Source organism: Brevibacillus sp. MER 51 (genome assembly GCF_023714195.1).
Lineage (GTDB): Bacteria > Bacillota > Bacilli > Brevibacillales > Brevibacillaceae > Brevibacillus.
On record NZ_JAMAUS010000002.1, the window covers coordinates 32,685 to 56,524 of the forward strand.

Annotated in this window: 24 protein-coding genes; 3 read left to right on the plus strand and 21 right to left on the minus strand. The window is 47.2% G+C overall.

The annotated features are described in order from the left end of the window. Positions 1–53 precede the first annotated feature (53 nt). The 9 genes from M3630_RS04320 to M3630_RS04360 form a co-directional block, all read right to left on the minus strand. Complete coding sequence (locus M3630_RS04320; RefSeq protein WP_251251344.1) at positions 54–296, minus strand: histidine phosphatase family protein; 243 nt, start codon at positions 294–296, stop codon at positions 54–56. Continuing rightward, positions 283–1,422, minus strand: coding sequence for a TolB-like translocation protein (locus tag M3630_RS04325; RefSeq protein ID WP_251251345.1), 1,140 nt, complete (start codon positions 1,420–1,422; stop codon positions 283–285). The genes M3630_RS04320 and M3630_RS04325 overlap by 14 nt, the downstream gene beginning before the upstream one ends. A gap of 111 nt (positions 1,423–1,533) precedes the next feature. Then, positions 1,534–2,370 carry a sugar phosphate isomerase/epimerase family protein gene (locus M3630_RS04330; protein WP_173611465.1) on the minus strand — a complete coding sequence of 279 codons (837 nt, stop codon included), beginning with the start codon at positions 2,368–2,370 and terminating at the stop codon, positions 1,534–1,536. 7 nt (positions 2,371–2,377) lie between these two features. Continuing rightward, positions 2,378–3,361, minus strand: a complete 984-nt coding sequence (locus M3630_RS04335) for a DUF6005 family protein (RefSeq protein WP_251251346.1) — start codon at positions 3,359–3,361, stop codon at positions 2,378–2,380. Between the two features lie 32 nt (positions 3,362–3,393). Then, positions 3,394–3,660 carry a petrobactin biosynthesis protein AsbD gene (gene asbD / locus M3630_RS04340; protein WP_173611467.1) on the minus strand — a complete coding sequence of 89 codons (267 nt, stop codon included), beginning with the start codon at positions 3,658–3,660 and terminating at the stop codon, positions 3,394–3,396. Next, positions 3,657–4,901, minus strand: a complete 1,245-nt coding sequence (locus M3630_RS04345; RefSeq protein ID WP_251251347.1) for an AMP-binding protein — start codon at positions 4,899–4,901, stop codon at positions 3,657–3,659. The genes asbD and M3630_RS04345 overlap by 4 nt, the downstream gene beginning before the upstream one ends. 1 nt (position 4,902) lies before the next feature. Then, positions 4,903–6,771 carry an IucA/IucC family protein gene (locus M3630_RS04350; protein ID WP_251251348.1) on the minus strand — a complete coding sequence of 623 codons (1,869 nt, stop codon included), beginning with the start codon at positions 6,769–6,771 and terminating at the stop codon, positions 4,903–4,905. A 40-nt stretch (positions 6,772–6,811) separates the two neighbouring features. Then, complete coding sequence (locus M3630_RS04355; protein WP_251251349.1) at positions 6,812–8,617, minus strand: IucA/IucC family protein; 1,806 nt, start codon at positions 8,615–8,617, stop codon at positions 6,812–6,814. Positions 8,618–8,837: 220 nt separating this feature from the next. Beyond that, on the minus strand, positions 8,838–9,965 hold the full coding sequence (locus tag M3630_RS04360; RefSeq protein WP_251251652.1) for a D-alanine--D-alanine ligase: 1,128 nt from the start codon (positions 9,963–9,965) through the stop codon (positions 8,838–8,840). Between the two features lie 234 nt (positions 9,966–10,199). On the opposite strand from M3630_RS04360, the gene M3630_RS04365 reads away from it, so the two are divergent. Together M3630_RS04365 and M3630_RS04370 are read left to right on the plus strand one after the other, a co-directional pair. Next, positions 10,200–10,691 (plus strand): hypothetical protein, encoded by a 492-nt coding sequence (locus M3630_RS04365; RefSeq protein WP_221868954.1) that lies wholly within the window; start codon positions 10,200–10,202, stop codon positions 10,689–10,691. A 100-nt stretch (positions 10,692–10,791) separates the two neighbouring features. Beyond that, entirely contained in the window at positions 10,792–10,980 is a 189-nt protein-coding gene (locus M3630_RS04370) for a DUF4177 domain-containing protein (RefSeq protein ID WP_251251350.1), read from the plus strand. Between the two features lie 65 nt (positions 10,981–11,045). Here the strand turns inward: M3630_RS04370 and M3630_RS04375 are convergent, their stop codons facing one another. Beyond that, a complete protein-coding gene (locus M3630_RS04375) occupies positions 11,046–12,341 on the minus strand; it encodes a class I SAM-dependent rRNA methyltransferase (RefSeq protein ID WP_251251351.1) in 1,296 nt (431 codons plus the stop codon). A gap of 89 nt (positions 12,342–12,430) precedes the next feature. Between M3630_RS04375 and M3630_RS04380 the strand changes: the two genes are divergently transcribed. Next, positions 12,431–13,414 (plus strand): Na/Pi cotransporter family protein, encoded by a 984-nt coding sequence (locus M3630_RS04380; protein WP_251251352.1) that lies wholly within the window; start codon positions 12,431–12,433, stop codon positions 13,412–13,414. Here M3630_RS04380 and M3630_RS04385 read toward each other — a convergent pair. The 11 genes from M3630_RS04385 to hrcA all read right to left on the minus strand — a co-directional run bounded on the left by M3630_RS04385 (position 13,380) and on the right by hrcA (position 23,693). Further along, positions 13,380–14,045, minus strand: a complete 666-nt coding sequence (locus M3630_RS04385; RefSeq protein ID WP_251251353.1) for an LrgB family protein — start codon at positions 14,043–14,045, stop codon at positions 13,380–13,382. The genes M3630_RS04380 and M3630_RS04385 overlap by 35 nt on opposite strands. Continuing rightward, positions 14,038–14,433 carry a CidA/LrgA family protein gene (locus M3630_RS04390; protein WP_047072553.1) on the minus strand — a complete coding sequence of 132 codons (396 nt, stop codon included), beginning with the start codon at positions 14,431–14,433 and terminating at the stop codon, positions 14,038–14,040. The genes M3630_RS04385 and M3630_RS04390 overlap by 8 nt, the downstream gene beginning before the upstream one ends. A 100-nt stretch (positions 14,434–14,533) precedes the next feature. Further along, positions 14,534–15,199: a deoxyribose-phosphate aldolase gene (deoC, locus tag M3630_RS04395; protein ID WP_251251354.1), complete on the minus strand. Its 666-nt coding sequence runs from the start codon at positions 15,197–15,199 to the stop codon at positions 14,534–14,536. Between the two features lie 4 nt (positions 15,200–15,203). Next, positions 15,204–15,632, minus strand: a complete 429-nt coding sequence (locus M3630_RS04400) for an NUDIX hydrolase (RefSeq protein WP_106782008.1) — start codon at positions 15,630–15,632, stop codon at positions 15,204–15,206. Continuing rightward, positions 15,629–16,987: a tRNA (N(6)-L-threonylcarbamoyladenosine(37)-C(2))-methylthiotransferase MtaB gene (gene mtaB, locus M3630_RS04405; RefSeq protein WP_173611476.1), complete on the minus strand. Its 1,359-nt coding sequence runs from the start codon at positions 16,985–16,987 to the stop codon at positions 15,629–15,631. Before mtaB ends, M3630_RS04400 begins: the two co-directional genes overlap by 4 nt. A gap of 107 nt (positions 16,988–17,094) precedes the next feature. Beyond that, entirely contained in the window at positions 17,095–17,847 is a 753-nt protein-coding gene (locus M3630_RS04410; RefSeq protein ID WP_221868950.1) for a 16S rRNA (uracil(1498)-N(3))-methyltransferase, read from the minus strand. An 18-nt stretch (positions 17,848–17,865) separates the two neighbouring features. Further along, on the minus strand, positions 17,866–18,807 hold the full coding sequence (gene prmA / locus M3630_RS04415) for a 50S ribosomal protein L11 methyltransferase (protein WP_251251355.1): 942 nt from the start codon (positions 18,805–18,807) through the stop codon (positions 17,866–17,868). A 99-nt stretch (positions 18,808–18,906) separates the two neighbouring features. Then, the gene (gene dnaJ, locus M3630_RS04420; RefSeq protein ID WP_173611479.1) at positions 18,907–20,034 is read right to left on the minus strand and encodes a molecular chaperone DnaJ; all 1,128 of its coding nucleotides are present in this window, start codon (positions 20,032–20,034) and stop codon (positions 18,907–18,909) included. A gap of 150 nt (positions 20,035–20,184) precedes the next feature. Continuing rightward, complete coding sequence (dnaK, locus tag M3630_RS04425) at positions 20,185–22,014, minus strand: molecular chaperone DnaK (RefSeq protein WP_173611480.1); 1,830 nt, start codon at positions 22,012–22,014, stop codon at positions 20,185–20,187. 51 nt (positions 22,015–22,065) lie between these two features. Next, positions 22,066–22,608: a nucleotide exchange factor GrpE gene (grpE, locus tag M3630_RS04430; protein ID WP_173611481.1), complete on the minus strand. Its 543-nt coding sequence runs from the start codon at positions 22,606–22,608 to the stop codon at positions 22,066–22,068. Positions 22,609–22,667: 59 nt separating this feature from the next. After that, positions 22,668–23,693 (minus strand): heat-inducible transcriptional repressor HrcA, encoded by a 1,026-nt coding sequence (gene hrcA / locus M3630_RS04435; RefSeq protein ID WP_088906868.1) that lies wholly within the window; start codon positions 23,691–23,693, stop codon positions 22,668–22,670. Positions 23,694–23,840: the final 147 nt, after the last annotated feature.

Here is a 23,840-nt window from a genome sequence, read left to right on the forward strand (position 1 = left end):
GTCATTATCATTCCACAGACGTTCTACCTGGATTAATCGATCTTCCTCAAAGCTTAGATGATAATATCGGGCATCGAGGTCTTTTTCCAAAAGGAGAAATCGTATGATGGATCGTAGTGATTCATAATGATCGTCATGATGTTTCCATGGAGGTCCATCGCGACTTTTTTGCCTTGATGGTGATCCAAAACTTCCTGAAAGGCAGCGATTCCTCTTTCCCCCGCTACTGCATTGGATTCTCCCCCTGCGAAAGCGAACCTGAAGATTAGCCGGATTTGTTGGTTAGCGCTGCTCATAGATTTCGTTGTAAATATCGAGCTTATCAAGCGCGAAAGCAGTATAGTGAGTAGAAGCAAGATCGGCTACGTAGTACGATTTCCCATCCTTTGCCCAGCCAATGATGCGATAGTTATCAGCAGAGCTCAAATACGGGTTTGGTAAGCCTTTCTTCGGATCACTGAATGGATCGTTGCAATTTTTCACCTGCTTGCAAAAGCGGATGGCCCCGTACGAGTCTTGTGAATTTGATGGATGTACATATACTTCTGCTGCAAACTGATTCCCTCCCGGTGACCAGAAAATCTGTTTCAAATCGTTATCAGGATAAAAGGACGACTTCAAAATCAATTTTTTCCCCGCTGGCAGATCCAGCATGTATTCTTCTTTTTCCGTTCGCATATACCGGTACTTCATATCATTCGAATAAGAAGGAAAGTCGGTCATTTTGTGTTCATATTTTAACCCTGTTGGCAAATCAAGCTCTTTGAAGGCTGTTTTCGTCCGGTAAAACAGCTTTTTGGAATTTGGCATCCAATAAAACTTCTCTTGTGGTGCGTATAGGTCTTCCTTCCACTCATATTGGTCATTCTTTTTCATTTTGAATGTTGGCAGGTGCTGCAAGTACAAGTGGCCGCTTACTTTGGAATTGGAAGAGAGCATGTCCATACGGGTGAACGCCATGTACTGTTCATCCGGTGAAACGGAAAAATCAAGGACAGGATACTGAGCTGCTGCCGGGACGAGTACCGTTTTTTTGCCGTCTGGCAGACTGAGCTTTACGATACCGCCATTTTCACGAACGTAGAGTACGTCTTGCTTTGGCGACCATTTGCCATAGCCGGATAGCTGCGTCATCTTTTTTGTTTGCATATCGTACAAGTACGGTATGGTTCGGTCTGCCTTTCCGTATCCGATTCGCTCCCCGTATACAAACCGCCCCGATGGCGACATGTTCGCCCGGTGAATCAAGGGCATGTTCGTCACTGTTTTTGTCACTTTTCCATCTACTGTGACTTTATAGATGACGACCGGCTCTGGTTTGCGAGGGTCTGCCTTTGCAGGAGCAGAAGCATTGATTTGTCCAGGAACAAGGATGCCCAGCAAGGAAATCAGCAAACATGAGAGCAATAGGTGTTTTTTCATCAAGGGTCCTCCCGAATAAGTAATCAATACATAGACGCTCGCTGGGAGCACTTGGTTTCCTTTTACATAAAAAAAATCGGAAGCACCCCTGCGCCTCCGACCTTTTTTCACTTACGCACTAACCATCATTGCCTTTCGCAACCACTCTATCTCTTCCACTAATACACGCTGCGGACTCTGACCAAACCATTCAATAGATGCAAAATAATCCGTATCCGCAATCTTTTCTAAAATTGGCCCATAGTCTACAACACCTTCACCGAGCAGTACCATTCCCTCACGATCGCCGTTAGGGGCATATACATTATGCGGAGCGAATACCGGCAGATGATTCGATGAAGAAATATTTTTCAAATGATAATGAGCTACCCACGGTTTCAATTGCTCGTACGCATCGATCGGATCAGCACCGGATTCCCAGACATGAAGAAAATCAAGATTCACTTTTAGTGCAGGATGATTGACTTCCCGCAACAAAGCAAGTGTAGAACTCAGCGAATCTGTAAGCGTGTTCGGATGTGTTTCGACCAAAAGCTGAATCCCGTGCTCTTGACACAGCTTACATAAGATTTGCAAATGATGCACATAGCGTGCACGCTCTTCTGGCCCAACTTCTTGACTTGCCTTCTGTCCGGCAAACGTCCTGATTTGCTTCACATGTAGCCAATTTGCCAGTGAAATGAGTCTTTTTGCTTTTTCCAGCGTACGCTGAAATCCAGATGAAGTAGCAATATCCAGATAATCGCTAAGCATGGAGATACTCATGCCCTGATCCCTGACCGACCTTACCTGCTCCTCCATCTCTAATCGATCATGATCGTACAGATGTTGAGCGTGGGTTCCCCATAACTCTATTCCATCAAAATGATGACGATGAGCAAACCGAACAATCTGTTCAAACGAAATCAACTGGTGGCGAAAAGTAATTGTGCACAATGAGAGTTTCATTTGATCTTTACCTCCACCCTTTTTCATCTACAGTGACGAGACTTTTATCCATTTGGGTCCACAGTACAAACTGACGTTCCAGCTCTTTTTTCACTTCTAGTTCAATCAGATCAATCTCTTCTAACGCCTCGATAATCGGAGGCAACAACGCCAGATTCTTGGTCATCGCCATCTTGACAGACAAGTACTGAGCTGTTGTAAACCCTTGGTAGATGTCCTCCACTTTATAGGCGATACGCAAAAACTCATCACGATGGTATTGCAGGTAATCTTGCAGATAGAGAAATGCATACTCGTAGCTGTATTTACGGATCGCAATCACTTTTACCTGAGTCACTGCCGCAAGCAACATGTCCAAGTTGTATCCATTGCGCCCTTCTGCCATGTCTGTAATCAATTGCTTCAACTCAAGGGTAAATGGGTTATGATCACGCTTGAGTGTGTCGTAGAAATAGTCATGGATCATTTCATAGGTTGGTTCCTTAATTTCACTCGCATCCACCATAAAGCCGCCACCAAACGGATTTTCCAAGAAGGCTTTGATCACCGTCTCCTTCCTCACATTGCCCTCCCAACGAAAATCCGGGTCAAACATAAACCACTCATCTTCATTCTCCGTCTTTGAAATCATCAAAAAATGCGGGAATGGCTTCAATGCAAATTTATTATCTCGTTCTGGAACCAGCGACATGTCTATCTGAACAAGGACAAACTGATCCTCGGTACGCTTATCAATTAACTCTAAGAACATGTCCAAATTGGAGGCTTTATCTCGGGAATGATCATACCATTCCGTTACTTGCGCTCGGAAAAGTCGCTCATATCCCTTGATGATCTCCTCATGGTTATCAATGTAATAGGTGACCACACCTTGATCCGTAATGGAGTACTCGGCATCCCATATGCCAAAATAATAGGGACGATAATCAATTTTTGTGCGGCGCTTTATCACTTCGCATAGGCATGAAATAATGCAATGAACCTTAACCATTCTGTATCCCCCACTCGATGTTTGTATAGACGCTAATTCGATACATGCTGCGGTTCCAGCTGTTCAACAAAAGTAAGCAGTGATCCGACCGTTTGGAAGATTCGTGGATCCAACTCATGAGCAGGTACGACCAATTTCAAATCTTCCTCGATATACACAATCAGTTGCAATAGCATGATCGAATCAATATGTAGATCCTCATTCAATCGCATGGACTCCTCTAGCTTGACGATATGCGATAATTTTAATTTTTCGGTCATGATCGTATGAATTTGCTCGATTCTTTCTGTTCGTGTCATTTGCTGATCGTCTCCATTTCTACTAATCGACGGCTGATTTTTCCGGTGGCTGTCTTAGGAATGCTCGTCACACATTGGATGTCAAATGGGACTTTATAGCCTGGTAAACGATCTTGGCACCATTCCCTGATTTGTTCAGGAGTCGTTCCTCCCTCAGTAATAACTTGCGCCTTCACAATCTCTCCCATGACTGGATGACGTCCACGATACACGACCACTTCTTTTGTCCCATTCATTTTCAAAATGACATCCTCGACCTCTAAAGGAAATACCTTTAAGCCAGAGACGTTTATTACATCATCCATCCTTGATACAAATTGAATGTGTCCTTCTCCTGTCCAAAAACCTAAATCCTGCGTCGCTATTTCGTTCTGTCCATTCCAAATCTTAATTTCATCAGGTTGGTCTTCCTTTTCGCCTGTTGTCATGGTTACATGGGAAAGGGGAACCCCCAGATCTGTATGCGACCGCATCTGTTTGCTCATACTGACGCACCCCGCCTCAGAGCAACCATATTGTTGCATCAAGATGTCGCTCATGCCTTGCAGCTTTAGAAACAAGCCTTCTGGCATGGGGGCTCCTGATGTCATTAACCGGTGAAAGCGTACCTGCTCTCGCGTAAAGCTGGATAAGATGTGATAAAAGACTGGCAGACCATAAACAATATGCTGGGGAGTATCTTGAATCACTTGCAAAGCAAACTTCGGATTTTTGTGCGTCACAATCGAAGGCTTACTTCCCCGTTCCAGGGCTGCCAATACTCCACATATCAATCCATACGAATGTGTCACAGATGCCAGCACGATCGGGGTTAACGCCTCCTCACCTTGGAATAACTGGTTGTAAGCATGAATTTCTGTTTGGATATCTTCCCAGCTTCTTCCGATTAGCTTCGCGTCTCCCGTCGTACCTGAGCTATATTGGTAGAGCGATGGTTTTTCGCTCTGTTGTTTATCCGTGATGGACATGAAGTGCTTCGTCTCTTGATAGACAAGCCCATAACATCTTGCCTTCACTGCCATTTGATAGGCTGTTTCCATCGGGGTTTCCCCATGAATTAACAACACCGAGCCATTATGCTCACGTAAATATTGAACAAGACTAATCACGTCAAGTGGGTCAGCCAAGCAGACTGCATACCTCTTTCCTTCTGGCTGCCGAAAATGATCCATGCTTTCGAACCCTTGCTTATGTCTCTCCAATTCATGCACAGAAATCTCGTTTTGATTTACAATGAACATGCTAGTAACCTCCCACAGCCATGGAATGAAGCCTTTTCCTTGCCTCGAACAAAGGATTGGGAACTTCATGTAAATGATAGTTATCGTTCGTTGTATATAGCTTTTTCTTGGTCAATTTCTCTACTTGCACGCTTGGAACAAACAGATCAAATCGCTTAAATCGCTCCGCCAATTCCGGGAATCGTTGTTGGTGACCCTCCAATACCTGAACGGCCATCTCCCAGAAGTTCTCTTCGGCATAGCTGTAATGCTCCTCTAATAGCCGTGCAAGTTGCCCCAGATTGATCATAAATAAAGTCTCCAATGTCAAATCCCTGACTATTGATGTTTCATTCATGTGAAACATCACATCATCGGGCTTTGTTGCGTAATATTCGTGCACTTCCGCGAAGTTCGGGCATTTGTCTGGCTCACTCAAGAACGGTTGGCAAAAAATCAAATCTTCATGAAAATCCTTCAATGCTACCCGAGTAGGGACACCATCCCGATGCACCAAGACCATATTCTGCGCGTGGGTTTCCATTGCAATTCCGTGTTTCACAAGAATATGAACGACTGGCAATACACTGCTTTCCAATAATCGCACAAGCCAATTTTCTAGCCCTTGCTTACGAACCCAAGGGTCAATGAATGGCATCCCATCCACCTCTACTGCCGCTAATGCGTTATAAGGAACCGCCTCTTCTCCGGCTTCGAGATGAGGGATGAGACTTTCTCTCCACATGCACCCAATTACCCCGAATGTAACCATTTCCACTAGTTCAGAAGCAGGTGGAGGATCGTATGCCACTGCCGCAAACTCCTGGAGCATGATCACCTTTTGCACATCTCGCAAATACGCATCTGCGTCCGTAATACCCTTGAGCCACCTCGAAACAATGGGGGCACTAGCCAGTGAGTGCGGCGTGAGATGACGTGGAGCTGAAGTATTCACTACGTTCATCGAGAGTTTCAGATACGGTTTATGCGGATTACTTTTGTTAGCAAATGTGCGGATGGATTGTTGTGGACGATGACCATCAGAGCCTGCACCTAGCACAATAATCTGTTTGCGATGGATATCGTCTTGGAACCCAGGCACGATATGATTGCGCCACTGCCAAGGGTGGACAGGCACGAAGGCATACTGATCAGGATCGCATCCATGATTGACGATGATTTGTTGAAAGGCTTCTTTTTGCTCTAGCCCTATTTCATCCAAAAGAAGGTCATCGAAATTCCTTCCTTGATCAATGGACACTTGAGAATATTGCTTATGTATTGCTAACCAAAGAAAATGAACTTCCTGCTTAAATTCAGGACCATAGGCAAAATGATCTACATAGCTAAAGCCAACACGTGATTTATAGCTAGGATGGTAAGGGTGACCATCCATCAGATCACCTTCCAGCTCATCGTACGATTTGCCCTGCATCCGAATATCATTTTGTATCCGATAGTATTGGGACAATGTATCCTTTAACAGCGTTTGTTCCAAGTCATTGGCAAATAGCTTCAGTCTTTGTTCATCTACCGTATTCATTCGAAAGACTTCCACTAAAAAACGAGTGAGGGATACCGCTTCAGATTCTTGCTTTGCAACCCCGTTTTGATCGTAAACAACACGGGTAACGGGGTCCTTCCCTAAACGAACAAGCCCAAAACTGGCACTTTTCCGCCCTCGGCAAAGATAGCGAACAGGCAGTTCACCCTCATCAAGCCCATGCAGGGTGTAAATTGTTTCGTCTCCCTCTTGAAGGGTCTCAGGGATCAAAATTCCCTCATATAACAAAGACTCGATGCATTGTCGAAACACCCTTCTTCTCACCTGCACATACTGGGTCGAGTGAAGTGCCTCTTCAATCGAGAAATCTTGTATTGTTAACTCCATACGTTATCCTCCAAGTCTCTTCAAGCTAGATGCTAGTAAGCTATCCAAAAGCATGCAGCCCTGCCTTTTCGGTCTGTTTTACTTTTGCTAAAGGATTATCTATGTAAACAAAAACAGATGATCTCTCTTCCGGTTGGGTTAATTCATCCAAATCATAGAAGCGCGTGAGCAAATTCGCCTTACACGGAAGCTGTTCGCGCGTGAGTAGATTCTCCAGAAACTTCGACGCTTCTCGATTCATCGGTAAAAACTCCGTCAAAACCTCATGCATCTCTGCCAATAAGATTTGTTCGTCAATTAATCCTTCCGTTCCAAATCCATTAATGAGTCCAAACATATGGTTAAAAATCATGTAATAAGTGATTCGCTCATCTACTAGATGGTCTTTGTAAATGTTCCTGCTCGCCTTGCCAACCCCAGGCAATTCTGCCTCTAATACTTCTTGCATCGATTCTGAGAAATAGTAGCCTTGATTATCACGATAAAAGAACTGATCGGGGTATCCGTCTTTAAGCATGACAACACTATTCTGTTGATGGGCTTCCAAGCCGATTCCGTATTTTAGATAAAGCCATACCATTGGCTTCAAAGAAATATCTACATACCGCTTAAACCATTCCAAACTAACTACTTCCGGTGACTTCCCTTCTTTTTGTGCCAGATGGTGAATGATCGTTGCCAACCTACTCTTGTAACCGGGAAGTGGATCTTGAACGAGTGCCGCGATTTGCGTGACTTGCTCTGCATTCCTCCCCATAAAGGGATTATCACGCAGGATCACTTCAAATCCGGATTCTTTCGCCTGATCCAACGTGATCGTGATGTAAGCCGGATCAGAGATAAAGCCAAAGCCTGGATACTTGCGACTCACTTCACCGATCCCTGTTTCAAAAAGTTGCTTCGCCTCTAAACCGATCTCCATCTCACTTAACTTGTTGATCCGTAATGAATTCGTAACTTTGATTGGGACGGACAGCTTGAGCATGTATTTCTTCTCAGGATGATAAACCGTTCGAAGAGAAGATGTCGCCATATACTCCTCACCCGCTGGCCCCAGGTATAGAATCAACCCTTTCCCGATCAAGGACTGTACGGCTACCTGTTCGAGCAACCATTCTGCTTGAAGCGGATGAATCGGGACGATTGAAAATGACGGATCGACATCAGATATCGAAGGAAACTCATCCTTCAGTAATTGCGTAGCGGATTTTGTTAGTCCAGATTTTTCGTGAACAATCGACGGATGGGCAGCAAACAGGTGGAGTTGAAACTTCCCGCAACACTCCGGTGCATACAACGCTTGCTTGGCCTCAGGAATTCCTTGCTGACTCTTCGGGGTTGGATGAAACAAGTGACCGAACAAAAGTGCCTGTTCTGCTTCGATGAAGCTTTGTTCTACGCCATATAAAATCTCCGCATTACTTTGGCGAGTCCGAACAAACTTCTCAATGCTTTGGCAGCTTTGAATCATACGCAAGACCAATTCATCTGGAACTGCATTTTCCCCATGCTGAAGCGTTAGCTCTTTAATCAAAAGAACCGCTAATGTCAAATAGTCCGCTTTGACGAATCGAGTACAGTCACCACTTCGATAACAAGCTGGATAATGAAACAGATGCCTACCTGTCACCGAATGATATTTGACACCGACATAGAGGGAAATCCCCTGATGCGGGAGTTCGCAATGAAGGTACGTACCTGTTGTACTCGGCTGTATGATTTTCGTTAGCTGCTTGGTAATCTCGTCTTTCCGATTGATCCACTCGCCCCTACCTGTTTCTCGGAGATAACAATTGAGAAAGCTCTGCATCGTTGCATGCTCTGCGATATGCTTGACTACGAACATGTTACCTCTCCTCTTGCTTGATCCAATTTTTTTATTTCAAGCATTGCAACTTACATAACTGGTAAAACGTCCCATGTATAATGTAAACGATTATCATTCTCATTTCAAGCAATAAAATTCGTCTTATACAATTCAAAGAGATGCGCTGACCGAAATTAGTTCCTCCCTCCTACATAAAAAGAAAAAAGATGCCGATTCATCAGCATCTTTTTTCTCATGATTAATCCAACTCTTCCGCATCTACAACGTTGCGACCTTTATCTGCATGTCGATCGATAGCGAGTTGCACCAGACGATCGATCAGCTCGCTGTAGCTCACACCCGCTGCTTGGAAAAGCATTGGATACATGCTAAACGGCGTAAAGCCTGGCATCGTATTCACTTCGTTGATATAGAGCTTGTCGTTTTTCTCATCCCAGAAAAAATCTACGCGGGAAAGGCCAGAGCCATCGAGTGCTTGGAATGCCTGCTTGGCTATTTCCGCAATTTGTTCGGATACATGCTCGGGAACGATGGCAGGAATGGAGAGCTCTGTTCCCGCCCCCTTGTACTTGGCTTCGTAATCGTAAAATTCTTTAGCGGCAATGACTTCCCCAACGACAGAAGTCATCAGCTCTTCATTCCCCAAAACGCCAATCTCCAACTCACGGACTTGAACGAACTCTTCCACAATCAATCTGCGGTCGAATTTGGCAGCGACATCTAATGCGTGCTCGAGCTCCTCACGATTTTTCGCTTTGTTAATCCCTACGCTGGATCCCATATTCGCCGGTTTGACGAAACACGGATAGCCGAGTTCACGCTCGATCCGATCCATGACATCGTCCTGGCCTTTTTCCCATTGCGAGCGCAGCAAGCCTACATATTTCACTTGCGGAAGTCCAGCCTGTGCAAAGACGGTCTTCATCATCCATTTATCCATTCCGACAGCGGAAGCCATTACTCCGGTTCCCACGTACGGGATATTCGCCAATTCCAGCAGCCCCTGAATCGTCCCATCTTCCCCAAATGGTCCGTGAACCACAGGGAAAACAACATCCATTTGCTCATTCATGGCAAACAACGCCCCCGACTTGCTTGTTACTGCCAGCTCTTGCCCTGTCTCTGCTGCCTCGGTAATCGCTGGTGTTTTTGCTGATAAGCGCAACGCTTCGATCTTATCCGGCAGTTGACCTGCCAGTGTTTCTCCAGTCACCCAAGAGCCATCCAATTGAACGTACACAGGGGTTACCTCATATTTATTTGCATCTACAGCCTGCATAATGGACATGGCCGTACGCAATGAAACTTCATGCTCTGAGGATTTTCCTCCATAAATAATGCCCAGTCGAATCTTTTGATTTCCCATCTGTGTCATGCTCCTTTCCCCTCCGTACGATACCCGGAGAGTCTACCCAGTTTCTACTCTCTCTTATGCTATGCAAAAGCCCAACATCTGCTCTATTTACCGGGCCGAGCCCGTCATTTAGCATACACAAACCAAACGCCAAAAACAAGAGAAGCAAGTATCACCTGCTCACGTTTTTTCTCATACCATATAAATAAAATTCCTGTCATGGAGCTATTTTTTGGAGGGATTTCCATGAGAGATTATTTACTGTACTGCACGTACTGCTCTTCTTACACGTTATTGCACAGCTATGATAAGGACAGCGGTTCATTCTTGGGGGAATACTCCCTGCTGCATAACAACTACACCCGTGACCCAATCGTCTTGAACAAATTTCTCCTCGCCCATCTCGGTCACACCATCCGTACCATTCCCTCTAAGACGGATGACTACCGCCATATCATCTCCAATGCCTCACATTTTTTAGAGGATGATATCGACAAGTATGTGGAGGAAAGTCAGCAGCGGGCTAAGTTCAAGGAGCGTGATCGGAAAAGCGAACGGGAAATTGGTCAGGTACAGCTATATCTAGTCGAGCATCTCTTGACCCACGAGCTTCAAAACTTAAGCCAGGCCCGCGCTTCTACCCCCGCCGAAGGACAAGTCTTTTTAGGCAAAGAACTGGGGTTCAAGCAGGCTCTCGATCTCGTCAGGCGTGTAAAAAATGACAAGCAATTGTCATGAGCACTTATTTCTTTATTCGAAATGATTCACATTCTTTGTGCAACTCTTTCCGCACGTCGCGCGTATAAAAAGAGAGACGATACAAGCGGGGGGAAAGAACATGTTTGAATACAAATTCGTCCGAGTTGAGCTGTCCTCTTTTCGACGCCAACCAAAAGAAGATTATCGGACCGTTGTCCACGAGCACGCCAAGGAAGGCTGGCGTTTGGTGCAAATCTTTGCGCCAAGCATCGGGGGCGACGGTATGGCCAAATACTTCGAATTGATTTTCGAAAAACCAACCTCTTAAATCAGACTGAAAGCCGAAAAAGAAAAACAGCGCCGTTCTTAAGCGGACGCTGTTTTTCTTTTTCTCTATCGACGATCTCTCACTTCAAAGATGGCAAATTTCAAGTAATGAGCCTCATCAGCCCCACTGATTTGCGGATGATCCTTGCCCGCGCCTCGCCATTCAATCAGACGCAATATCTTTTTCGCATCGACCGCTGCTTCTTGGATCGTTTGCAGGAACAGCTCAGGTGACATATGGTACGAGCAAGACGCGGTAACGAGAAATCCTCCCGGACGGACGAGCTTCATTCCGTTTAAGTTAATGTCTTTGTAACCGCGGCAAGCGCCCTTCACTGCTCCACGGGATTTCGCGAACGCTGGCGGGTCAAGAATGACCACATCCCAGCTTTTTCCTGCCTCTACATTTTCACGCAAGTAATCAAATGCATTGGCCACCACAAAATCAACGCGATGCAAAAAGCCATTGAGTGTAATGTTACGCTTCGCTGTTTCGATGGCGTGATCGGAAATATCGAGGGCCGTCACTTTTTTCGCACCGTGCTTGCAAGCATTCAGCGTAAAGGAACCGGTATGAGTAAAGCATTCCAATACCTCAGCGCCATCCCAAAACGGATTTTTGACGGCTTTACCGCGCTTGTCTACAGGCATCTGCTTTGTCTCGCCGTCTACTTCCATGCTCGTCAGGGTAATGCCGTGCTTTTCGCCCCAGCCCTTCATCAAAGGCGCGATGGAGGCACGGTTTTCCCGCTGATCATAGAAAAAGCCTGTCTTTTGCCCCTCTACGATATCCACATAGTATTTCAATCCGTTTTCTTCGATCAAAACCTCACGCGGACACTCTCCATACAGGACTTCTTTGCCCTGTGTCAGCCCTTCCAGTTCACGGACAGGCACATCATTGCGCAAATAAATACCGGTCGGTGCAAATACCTCTACCAATGCATCCCGAATCCAATCGATGCGCTTCTCTATCCCCAATGAGAGGACTTGGACAACCAATGTATCTTCGTAGCGATCAACGATCAATCCTGGCAAAAAGTCAGCTTCCCCGTAAATGACACGGCAAGCCCGCGGATTGTCTACAAATCTCGTCCGGAATTCTGCCGCTTCCTTGATTTTGCGCAAGAAAAAGTCGTAGTTGATCTCTTCCTTTTGGTCGTAGCTCAAAATGCGCACGATCATTTGTGAAGCTGGATTGATGTAGCCCTTTGCCAAAAAATGTCCTTTGTGATTCGTGACCTCGACGATTTCACCTGGCTCTACATCCCCTTGAATTTCTAATACCTCTGATTGAAAAATCCACGGATGTCCAACTTCTAGCCGCTTTTTCCGATGTTGATTCAATAGCACACGTGCCATGCAGTTATTCCTCCTCTTGTCATGCTTGCCCTTGTACAGGCATAGCGTTATAGTAACTTGCTAAAAATGGACAGGGAGGAACGTATCTTGTGATAGTCTCCATCCTCGCCCCTTTTGCCTTTGGGCTCACGTTTTTTCTTTTCGGTATGTATGCCATGCGCTCCGGCTTTCAAAACCTTGCCGGCAAAAAAATGGAAGAATGGATGGGGCGCTTTACTCGTACCCCACTCCATAGCTTCTGGGTTGGTCTACTCGCTACTTTTGTCTTGCAAAGCTCCAGTGCGGTAACCGTCCTGACGATTGGGCTGACGAATGCAGGCATCATTCAGTTCACACAAACCGTCGGCATCATATTGGGAACCAATCTGGGCACGACTGTGACAACGGAGCTGGTTGCGCTCAAGCTTGAGTCTTTTGCCATCCCCATGCTTCTTATCGGAGTCGCTCTTTGGCTGATGCCGCGCCGCAATATTCGTTGCATTGGTCTCGTCGTCGCCGGCTTCGGACTGATCTTCCTTGGAATCGATACATTAAAAGTCATGGCGAAGCCTCTGGAGCAGTCTGAGACGTTTCGATCGCTTTTTCTGGAGAGCAGCCATTCCATCTGGATCGGTTTGATTACCGGGATTATTTTCACCGCTCTCATTCATAGCGGTTCCGCTACGACCGTGATCACGATGGGCCTGCTCAATCATCAAATTCTTTCGATGGAAACGGCACTTGCCATCGTATTGGGCGCGAATGTTGGAACTTGCTTTACCGCTGTCATTGCTGCTATTGGGACGAATACGGCATCCAAGCAGGTCGCATGGTGCCATACGCTCTTCAACGTCGCAGGCGCGATTGTTTTTTTACCGTTTCTTTCCCAGCTTGCCCTCGTTAGTGCATTTTTAACGGATAGTCCTTCTATGCAGATCGCCCATTCGCAGACGATCTTCAATCTCGTCTGCTCCCTGGTCGCGCTGCCATTCGTCCCGCAAATAGCCCGGTTTATTCAATGGCTGATCCCCGATAAGCGTCGTCCTACTGACCTCACTATTAGAAAGAAAATGGTATCAAGTAGATGGAAGTAATAACACCCGCCACGATCATTGCGACACTGGACGCTGCCGTTTGAACAGGAGAAACGCGGTTTAAGCTGGCCGTACCAATGGCATGTGCACTCGTACCGATGGCGATCCCGATTGCCCAATCATCGGTAATTTTTCCCCATTTGAGAACAGGACGGGCAATCATGACACCGGCCATCCCCGTTAATGCGGTAAAAAAGGCTGCAAGTGCAGGTTCCCCACCTATGGAACGACTTAGCTCCAACGCAATCGGGGTCGTCACGGATTTACTGAGCATGCTTTTGTATACGAGTTCATCTGAACCCAAGCACCAATGAACCCCCATAACGACAAAGATCGCAACTGCACAGCCTGCACATACACCAAGCAAAACACCGCGCCAAATATGGGCAAACTCCTTGATCTGTTTAGCCAGCGGAATAGCGAGTGCCACCGTAGCAGGACCGAGCCAAAAGGAAATCCACGATCCTCCGGCAGCAAACGCATCCCAATCGCCGCTAAACGCCCACCACATGGTCCAGACCAAGATCACAGCCACCAAAAGAGGCTGCAACCGTTGGAATCGAGCGTTGATCATGGTTGCGCCTTTGTACCCTGCTATCGATACCAAAATGGCGAAAAATTGACTAAGCATCCAGAGTCCTCCCCTCTTGCGGCAAGGACGATTCTGATTTTTGTTTATGATGCTTCAAATACCATTGCACAACCACGCCAGTTACAAGCATGACGAGCAAAGGACCGAGAACCATCGACAGTATGATTGGCAATGGGTTTTGCGTGAATACATTTAAATAGGAAGCAACTCCGACGATGATCGGTACGAAAAAGAGCAACATATGCCTAATTAAAAAAGTACCCGCTTGTTCTACCCAGTCCATTCGTATCCATCCCATACACAGTCCCAGTGTTAACAGCAGCATTCCCACCAGGTTACCGGGCAGGGGAATATGCAGCCATTTGCTCGCAGCTACGCCTACCCCATAAAAAGCCAACAGGATGACGATTCCTTTAACAAATTTCATTTTGCTAATCTCCTCCCCGCTCCCTATCCTCTCTCTATAGGAACATCAGCATGCAGGACGGAAAAAGCCCGGCCTTACCTCGGCCAGGCTTTCTTTCGTATTAGTATCCGCTGCCTGTTGTTTTTGCTCCAGTTACAATGGAAACACCGGAGCTTGTACCGATGCGGCTCGCGCCTGCTTCGATCATCGCAACTGCTGTCTCGCCGTCACGAACGCCACCAGACGCTTTTACGCCTACATTTGGTCCTACGGTTTTACGCATCAGGGCGATATCTTCAACCGTTGCTCCACCTGTTGAGAATCCTGTGGAGGTTTTTACGTAATCAGCACCAGCCTCTACGGAGAGCTTGCACGCAACTACTTTTTCTTCTTCGGTCAAGAGGCAAGTTTCCAGAATCACTTTCAAGAGAATATCGCCAGCAGCTTGCTTCACAGCAGCGATGTCTTTTTTGACAGTTTCCAAGTCGCCGGATTTCAAGGCACCTACGTTCAGTACCATATCTACCTCAGTCGCTCCGCTTGCAATCGCATCGCGGGTTTCGGCTGCTTTGGACTCAATCGTGCTCGCTCCCAGAGGGAATCCGATAACTGTGCACACTTTCACATCGGAGCCTGCCAAGAGTTCTGCAGAGCGTTTTACCCAATAAGGGTTTACGCAAACAGACATGAAGTCGTGCTCTCTTGCTTCAGCGCACAGCTTGTCAATCATCTCTTGTGTAGCATCAGGCTTCAATAGCGTGTGGTCGATATATTTGTTCATGTTCATAGAACTACACCTCTATCCCTAATTGTTCGAATGCAAGGCGAAAAATGCTGTCATTGTTACGGTATCCTCGTTGCAGCTGCAAATCCCATGCTTCCTTTGCAGAATGCCAATGAACATCATTGATTTCTTCTAGCTGCACAGTGATCTCTGTGTTGTAGGCTTCCACCAAATAATAATGGACTTCTTTGTCGATGGATTCGCCCGTTACCGGATGCGTATACACGTAGGTGATCATATCGAGCTTGGACCCCAAGCGTCCTGCTACGCCTGTTTCTTCCAAAACCTCGCGCAGAGCCGTTTCTTCGATAGTCTCGCCTATCTCCTGCTTCCCTTTTGCGAGTGTTACTTTGCCATAGCGGTCTTCAATCAATAGGAGCATGTACTCTGTATCTTGCTTCTGGTATACAACGCCTCCTGCCGATATCTCCCTCATATAGCACGCTCCTTCAGGTAAGGCAGCGCCTCTGTTTCCACTACGCGAACAAAAGTTCCTTTGCAGTATTCCGAGCCTGGTTCATCCAGTCTGACCTTGCAAATCTTGCCGATCATGCTCTCATCGCCAGGGAAGACGACGTTCAGGTAGTTGTCCGAATAGCCCATCAGAAGACCGCTATCTGGTGCTTCTTTAAACGGACGCTCCGGAATGACTTCCAGTACATCTCCTACGAATTTTTTGGAGTATGCCAAGGTCAATTCCTGATTAAGCTCCAGGAGCTTCGCTACGCGCTCGTTCTTTTCCTCTTCCGGAATTTGATCCGTCATACGCGCTGCTGGTGTACCTGTACGCATAGAATACGGGAATACGTGCATCTCGGCAAAACCGATTTTCTTCATAAACTCGTATCCGTTCCAGAATTGCTCTTCGGTCTCACCTGGGAAGCCTACGATAACGTCTGTTGTAATCGCTGCTCCTGGCAATGCTTCGCGTACTTTGACCATTCTTTCGTAAAACTCAGCAGTGGTATACTTGCGGCGCATGCGCTTCAACACTTCATCATCGCCCGCTTGCAGCGGTACATGCAGATGGCGCACGACTCGATCGGAGTTGTTGATGACCTCGATCACTTCATCGGTGATTTGGCTCGCTTCGATTGAACTGATGCGGATGCGCTTGAGTCCCTCCACTTGGTGAAGGTCAAGCAACAGCTTGGCCAAATTGTAGTCTTCCAGATCCTCGCCGTAACCACCTGTATGAATCCCAGTCAAAACGATTTCCAGATAGCCCGCTTCCACCAGCTTTTGGGCCTGTTCGACGACGCTTTCCGGTTTGCGGGAACGCATCAGACCGCGTGCCCACGGAATAATACAAAACGTACAAAAGTTGTTGCAGCCTTCTTGAATCTTGAGGGAAGCACGTGTGCGATCCGTGAAGTTAGGAACATCCAGCTCTTCGAATTCGCGAGCTTTCATAATGTTGCCCACTGCGTTGATCGGCTTGCGTTCTGCACGAATTTGATCCACGTACTCGATCAGCTTCTCGCGTCCTTGTGTACCAACTACGATATCTACACCGGGAATTTGCGCAATCTCACTTGGAGAGGTTTGCGCATAGCAGCCAGTTACGGCTACGATCGCCTCAGGATTCCGGCGAATCGCACGACGAATCACTTGGCGGCTCTTCTTATCTCCGGTGTTCGTAACCGTACAAGTATTAATCACATAAACATCTGCATCATCTTGTTCAAAGTCGACTCTCTCATAGCCGTCTGCCTTGAACAATTGCCAGATGGCCTCTGTCTCATAGCTGTTTACTTTGCAGCCTAATGTATGAAAAGCAACGGTAGACATTGCCATTCCTCCTTTTCCGTGAAAAACGTCTCAACGTTTTTCATAAAAGTGGATGCGACCGCTTGCGGTCAACGAAACGATCATGACCGTTTCGTTCCTGCTCATCCTTAGCGAAGTGATGAAGCCTTTCGTTCAAATTGATAGGAAGCGCAGGCCAAGACGTACTGGCTTGCTGTTTCCGTGCGCAAAATACGCGGGCCGAGGGAAACCGTCAGGAACCCTTTGCTCTCTGCCTGAGCCACTTCCTCTGGAGAGAAGCCTCCCTCCGGTCCAACGAGGACGAGAAGTGAATCTCCCGCAGTCATCTCTTCTAGCACGTGATGAATCGTGGTACTGCCTTCTTTTTCATAGGCAATTGCGCAATGCGTATACGATTGGCCAGCTTCAAGTATCTCACGAAATGAAACAGGAGATAAAAGTTCTGGCAAAACAGCACGATGAGACTGTTCAGCAGCCTCCTTGACAATTTTGCGCCAACGCTCCAGTTTTTTCGCTTCTTTTTTGGCGTCTAGCTTTACAATGGTTCGCTCAGAAGAAAACGGGAAAAAGGAGTACGCCCCAAGTTCCGTCCCCTTTTGCAAAATCCACTCCAGCTTCTCGCCTTTTGGAAGCCCCTGACCAATTGTGACCCGGATCGGCAATTCTCGTTCTTCTTGAAGCATTTCCACTACTTCTGCCCGTACTTCCTTGGCAGAAAGATAGACCAGCTTGGCTCTTGCAGACCTGCCCGCTCCATCAGAAACAATGATTTCTTCGCCTTCCCGAGCACGCATTACATTTACGATATGGTGTACATCGTCTCCGACAATCGTTAGCTCATTCTCAGTAAAGGAATGTGGCTCGACAAAATATCGTTGCATCTCGCCAACCCCACTATTCTATCGTTTTTTTGCTACAATTGCTACCCAGTCATCGATGAAAATGGTTTCCACGACCTCAAGGTCTGAAGCCGCCAACGCCGCTTTCACATCCGCTTCGCGTGCAGCAATAATACCCGACGAGATGAAGGTTCCACCTGGCTTCAACACGCGGAATACATCGTCGGTGAAACGCACGATGACCTCTGCCAAAATGTTGGCCACGACCACTTCTACCTGCTCCTCGATGCCGTCAAGCAAGTTGTTTTGTCTCACGTTAATATGCTCGTGCACACCATTCAGTTCGGTATTGGCCTGCGCAGAGCGAACGGCTACTTCATCCAAATCCATCGCCAGCACATCTTTTGCTCCGAGCTTGATGGCAGCAATACTCAAAATAGCTGTGCCTGTCCCAACATCATACACCTGATCGCCTTTGGCAAGATACTTCTCAAGTGCACGCAGACAAAGAATGGTCGTCGGATGTGTACCTGTTCCAAAAGCCATGCCTGGGTCCATCTCAATAATGATCTCATCTGGATGCTTTGGCTCGTACTCTTCCCATACTGGTTTGATGGTCATGCGTTCAGACACATGAACCGGTTTGTAGTATTTTTTCCAGGCGTGGGCCCATTCATCTTCATGGACATCGTTTACAGCAATCGATGCCTTGCCGATGTCCAAACCGTACTCGATCAACTGCGCCAATTGCTCTTTCAGCTCTTCTACAACGTCTAGCAGTTCGCTGCTGTCAACCGGCAGGTATGCTTTAACGAATACGCCCTCGGCCGGAAAATCATCAGGAGAAAGCTGGTAGATTTCGCCAAAAGGGGTATCCCACTCACGATAGAGCACCTCCGGGTCTTCAATTACGACACCATTTGCACCCAATTCATACAAGAGGCTTGACACCGCCTCCGTAGCCTCCGCTGTAGTATGGATACTGATTTCTGACCATTTCACGAATCTACCACTCCCCACATAAGCTCCCATTCGGGCTTTTCATTTAATCGACTTCGCTACATGAAACTTTAGGCAAAAAGCGGACAAAACCGCGACGGATTACTCGCCGCGGAATGCCCGTTTCATTTTTTCGAAAAAGCTTTCGTCTTCTCCTCCATGCTGTCCTGGCTTTTCTCCAGACAGTTCGGCGAGCTCACGCAACAATTCCTTTTGTTTATCGCTCAGCTTGGTCGGCGTAATGACGCGCACTTTCACATGCTGATCACCGCGGCCGTTTCCTCGCAAATGCGGAACACCTTTTCCACGCAAGCGGAAGAATGTTTCTGTTTGGGTACCCGCCGGGATCTTCAACTTCACGCGACCATCGACAGTCGGCACTTCGATCTCATCTCCAAGTGCTGCCTGTGCGTAAGTAAGCGGAACCTCACAGTAAATATCATTTCCTTCTCGCTCAAAAAACTCATGACTCTTTACGCGCAAAACGACGTACAAATCTCCAGGAGGTCCACCGTTTGCGCCCGGTTCACCTTCGCCTGTTACGCGCAATTGTGCTCCATCATCCACACCTGCTGGGATGTTGAGATGAATTTTGCGGCGTACCTTGACACGTCCACTTCCACGGCAAGTTGAACATTTTTCTTTGACAACTTTCCCTTTGCCTTCGCAAGTCGAGCAAACACGGCGATTGACGATTCGACCGAATGGCGTGTTCGCCACCACTTCTTGTTGTCCTGTACCATTACAAGTCTTACAAGTATCGACACCGGAACCAGGCTTTGCACCGGAACCAAGGCATGTATCACATTCTGCTTCTTTTGGAATTTCCACGTCCGTTTCTTTTCCAAAAATCGCGTCGATAAAGTCAATGCTGAGGCCAAATTGCAGATCAGATCCTTTGCGAGGTGCATTTGGATTCGAACGTCTGCCGCCACCACCGAAGAACATATCAAAAATATCTCCGAAGCCGCCCATGCCTGATCCATCAAAACCTCCGCCACCGAAGCCCTGATTCGGATCTTGATGACCAAAACGGTCATATTGCGCACGTTTTTGTGGCTCGGACAGGATGTCGTACGCATCCTTAACTTCTTTGAACTTTTCTTCCGCGTCAGCCTCTTTATTTACATCGGGATGGTACTGACGTGCCAGTTTGCGATACGCTTTTTTGATTTCATCAGCGTCCGCATCCTTTGCTACGCCCAGAACCTCGTATAAATCACGTTTCATCTCCTACATCACTCCCATGACAGTCAACTGTTATCATAGCATGTGACAGACTTGAAAAAAAGTCAAAGTCAGCATTCCGTGACTTTGACTTTCATGGGTCACATCGTGGGAAGTGAGGGAAGAAATCTCTCCCCTCACAATTCCAGCGTGTTACTTTTTATCGTCTACCACTTCGTAGTCAGCATCAACGACATTGTCTTTCTTTGGCTCTTGACCTTCAGCGCCGCCGCCTTGTGCTGCTTGCGCTTGAGCAGCCTGCTCATAGAGCTTCACCGAAATTTGTTGGATGATCTCGGACAGTTCATCTTTCGCTGTCTTGATCTCTTCGATGTTGCCACCCTCCAGAGCAGCTTTCACTTTATCTTTCGCAGCGTTAGCGCGATCGATTTCAGCCTGGTCGATCTTGCCTTCTACTTCTTTCAATGTTTTCTCGGTAGTGAACACGAGTTGGTCTGCTTCGTTGCGAACTTCTACTTGCTCTTTGCGTTGTTTGTCCGCTTCTGCATTCAACTCAGCATCTTTTACCATGCGATCGATCTCGTCGTCGGACAGACCGGAGTTAGAAGTGATCGTGATACGTTGTTCTTTACCTGTACCCAGGTCTTTTGCACGTACGTTTACGATACCGTTCGCGTCAATATCGAAGGATACTTCGATTTGCGGGATGCCGCGTGGCGCTGGCGGGATATCAGACAAGTTGAAGCGTCCGAGCGATTTGTTGTCGGCTGCCATTTGACGCTCCCCTTGGAGAACGTGAATTTCTACTGATGTTTGGTTGTCCGCAGCTGTAGAGAACACTTGGGATTTGCTTGTTGGGATCGTCGTGTTACGATCGATCAGCTTGGTGAATACACCACCCAATGTCTCGATACCAAGGGACAGTGGCGTTACGTCGAGAAGAACGACGTCTTTCACGTCACCAGTCAGTACGCCCGCTTGAACAGCTGCTCCCAGTGCTACTACTTCGTCCGGGTTTACGCCTTTATGTGGTTCTTTTCCTGTAAATTTCTTGATTGCTTCTTGTACCGCTGGGATACGAGTAGAACCACCCACCAGGATAACGCGATCCAGTTCGCTTGGAGTCAGACCAGCGTCTTTCAGTGCTTGACGAGTTGGGCCCATTGTACGCTCAACCAGCTCAGCAGACAACTCTTCGAATTTCGCACGAGTCAGGTTCATCTCCAAGTGCTTTGGACCTGTTGCATCTGCTGTAATGAACGGCAGGGAAATGGTCGTAGTCAATACACCAGAGAGGTCTTTCTTCGCTTTTTCCGCAGCATCTTTCAAACGTTGTTGAGCCATGCGATCCTTGGACAGGTCGATGCCATGCTCTTTTTTGAATTCGCTCACCAGGTAGTTCATGATGACATCGTCGAAGTCGTCTCCGCCCAGCTTGTTATCTCCGGAAGTCGCTTTTACTTCGAAGAAGCCATCGGACAATTCGAGAATGGATACGTCAAAGGTTCCGCCGCCCAAGTCGAATACGAGAACGGTTTGATCTTCTGTTTTCTCCATACCGTATGCAAGTGCCGCTGCGGTTGGTTCGTTCACGATACGCAGTACTTCCAAGCCAGCAATTTTACCCGCATCTTTTGTTGCTTGGCGTTGGCTGTCATTGAAGTAAGCTGGAACCGTAATCACTGCCTGCGTCACAGATTGACCAAGGTAGGCTTCAGCGTCTGCTTTCAGCTTTTGCAGGATCATAGCAGAGATTTGTTCAGGTGTGTACTGGTTGCCTTCCAGCGTTTCTTTATAGGTGCTACCCATGTGGCGCTTGATGGAGATTACGGTATTGTCTGGATTGGTGATCGCTTGGCGTTTTGCCGCTTCCCCAACGATGCGCTCGCCGTTTTTGAATGCTACTACGGATGGTGTGGTGCGGTTACCTTCCGCATTGGCAATAACGACTGGCTCGCCGCCTTCCATTACTGCTACACAAGAGTTGGTTGTTCCCAAGTCAATTCCGATTACGCGACTCATACAAAATGTCCTCCTAACACTTTACGTCTAGTGAATTTACGTTTTTTGAAATTACTCGTTCACTTGAACCATCGCCGGACGAACGACGCGGTCTTTGAACATATATCCTTTTTGCAGCTCGGCTACCACAACGCCTGATTCAAACTCAGGGTTTTGTGTTTGCATAACCGCCTGGTGGATGTGTGGGTCAAATGGTTTTCCTTGTGCTTCGATTGCAGCCAAGCCTTCTTTATCGAAAACTTGGACCATCTGACGATATACCATGTTTACCCCCTCTAAAAGAGAGTCTACTGTCATGGATTCCTTGTCAGCGGCAAGTGCTCGCTCGAAGTTATCGAGAACTGGCAGAAGCTCTTCCACGATTTTAAGTGAAGCGTACTTCGCCAGATCTTCCTGCTCTTTGCGAACACGGCGGCGGAGGTTATCCATATCAGCCATGGCGCGCAGCATGCGGTTTTGGTGATCCTCAGCCTGAGCCTTCCAGTGAGCAGCCTCTTGCTCCCAGTTCATCTCGGTTGCTTCCGCTTGGTCTGCATCCTTTGCTACTTGTTCTTCCTCGAGAGTCGGGTCTTGCGTTACTTTTTCCTCGCTCAACGTCACTACCTCCTGGCGGCATTTCCCCAGTCAAAAGACTGTTTAGCCATTCACTCCATTTATTTCTCAAACTGCGAAGTCAGCATGCGCGATAGTCCTTCCGCCAAATGGTTGAGCACAGTAATGACCTTGCCGTATTCCATCCGCGTCGGACCAAGTATCCCCACCATTCCTACCGGCTTGCCTCCAAGCGAATAAGAAGTGGTAATAATACTGCATTGCTTAATCGCGTCTAGCTGGTTTTCCTGGCCGATGCGTACCGTGAGACCATCACCTTGCATGCCGATCACATTCATCAATTGATCGTGCTGCTCTAATAGCTCGAGAATATCCTTGACCTTATCCACGTCTCGGAATTCCGGCTGGTTCATGATCTTGGTCGCACCGCGTAAGTATACCCGTTCTTCTTCTTGTGTCAGCGAGTTGTTGAGGAGCTGAAGGATTTCTTCATACTGCTCGGTATGACGTTGCATTTCACCGGAGATCTCTTGATAAAGACGTTGCCGAAGCTGCCATAGCGGCACGTCGGTCAGCTTTGCATTCAACAGATTGACGAGTCTCTCGATTTCCCCGGCTCCTATGCCTTCTGGAAGATCGATCAGCTTGTTCTCCACTCGTCCGGTATGTGTCACCACAATCGCGACAGCCTGTTCAGCATTGAGAGGAACGATTTGAATATGTTTTAACCGATGCTCAAAAATCTCTGGACCCAAGACAATCGCCGTGTAGTTTGTCAACTGAGAGAGAATTTGGGCGGTGTACTCTACCACTTGTTCTGCGTGGAGAATACGTTCGGCAAACAACTGTTTTAGTTTACCCAACTCAGCTTCCTCCAAAAGATGAGGCTGAATCAGGTTATCGACGTAGAAGCGATATCCTTTTGTAGAAGGAACACGTCCGGCCGATGTGTGGGGCTGTTCTAAGTATCCCAGCTCCTCCAAGTCAGACATCTCGTTGCGGATCGTTGCCGAAGAGAATCCGATGTCGTCCCGTTTGGAAATGGTTCGGGAGCCAACAGGTTCGGCAGAATGAATGTAATTATCGACAATCGCATTTAAAATCATTTGTTGACGGTCTGATAACATGGATGTCGCTCGCCTCCTGTTGGATTGTTAGCACTCATGCTTATCGAGTGCTAAATCTATATACTAAGGTATCAATAGTAGAAGGATTTGTCAACGAACTTGAGCTAGTTCCAGAGACAAAAAATCTCATTTTTCGCGAGTTTCGCT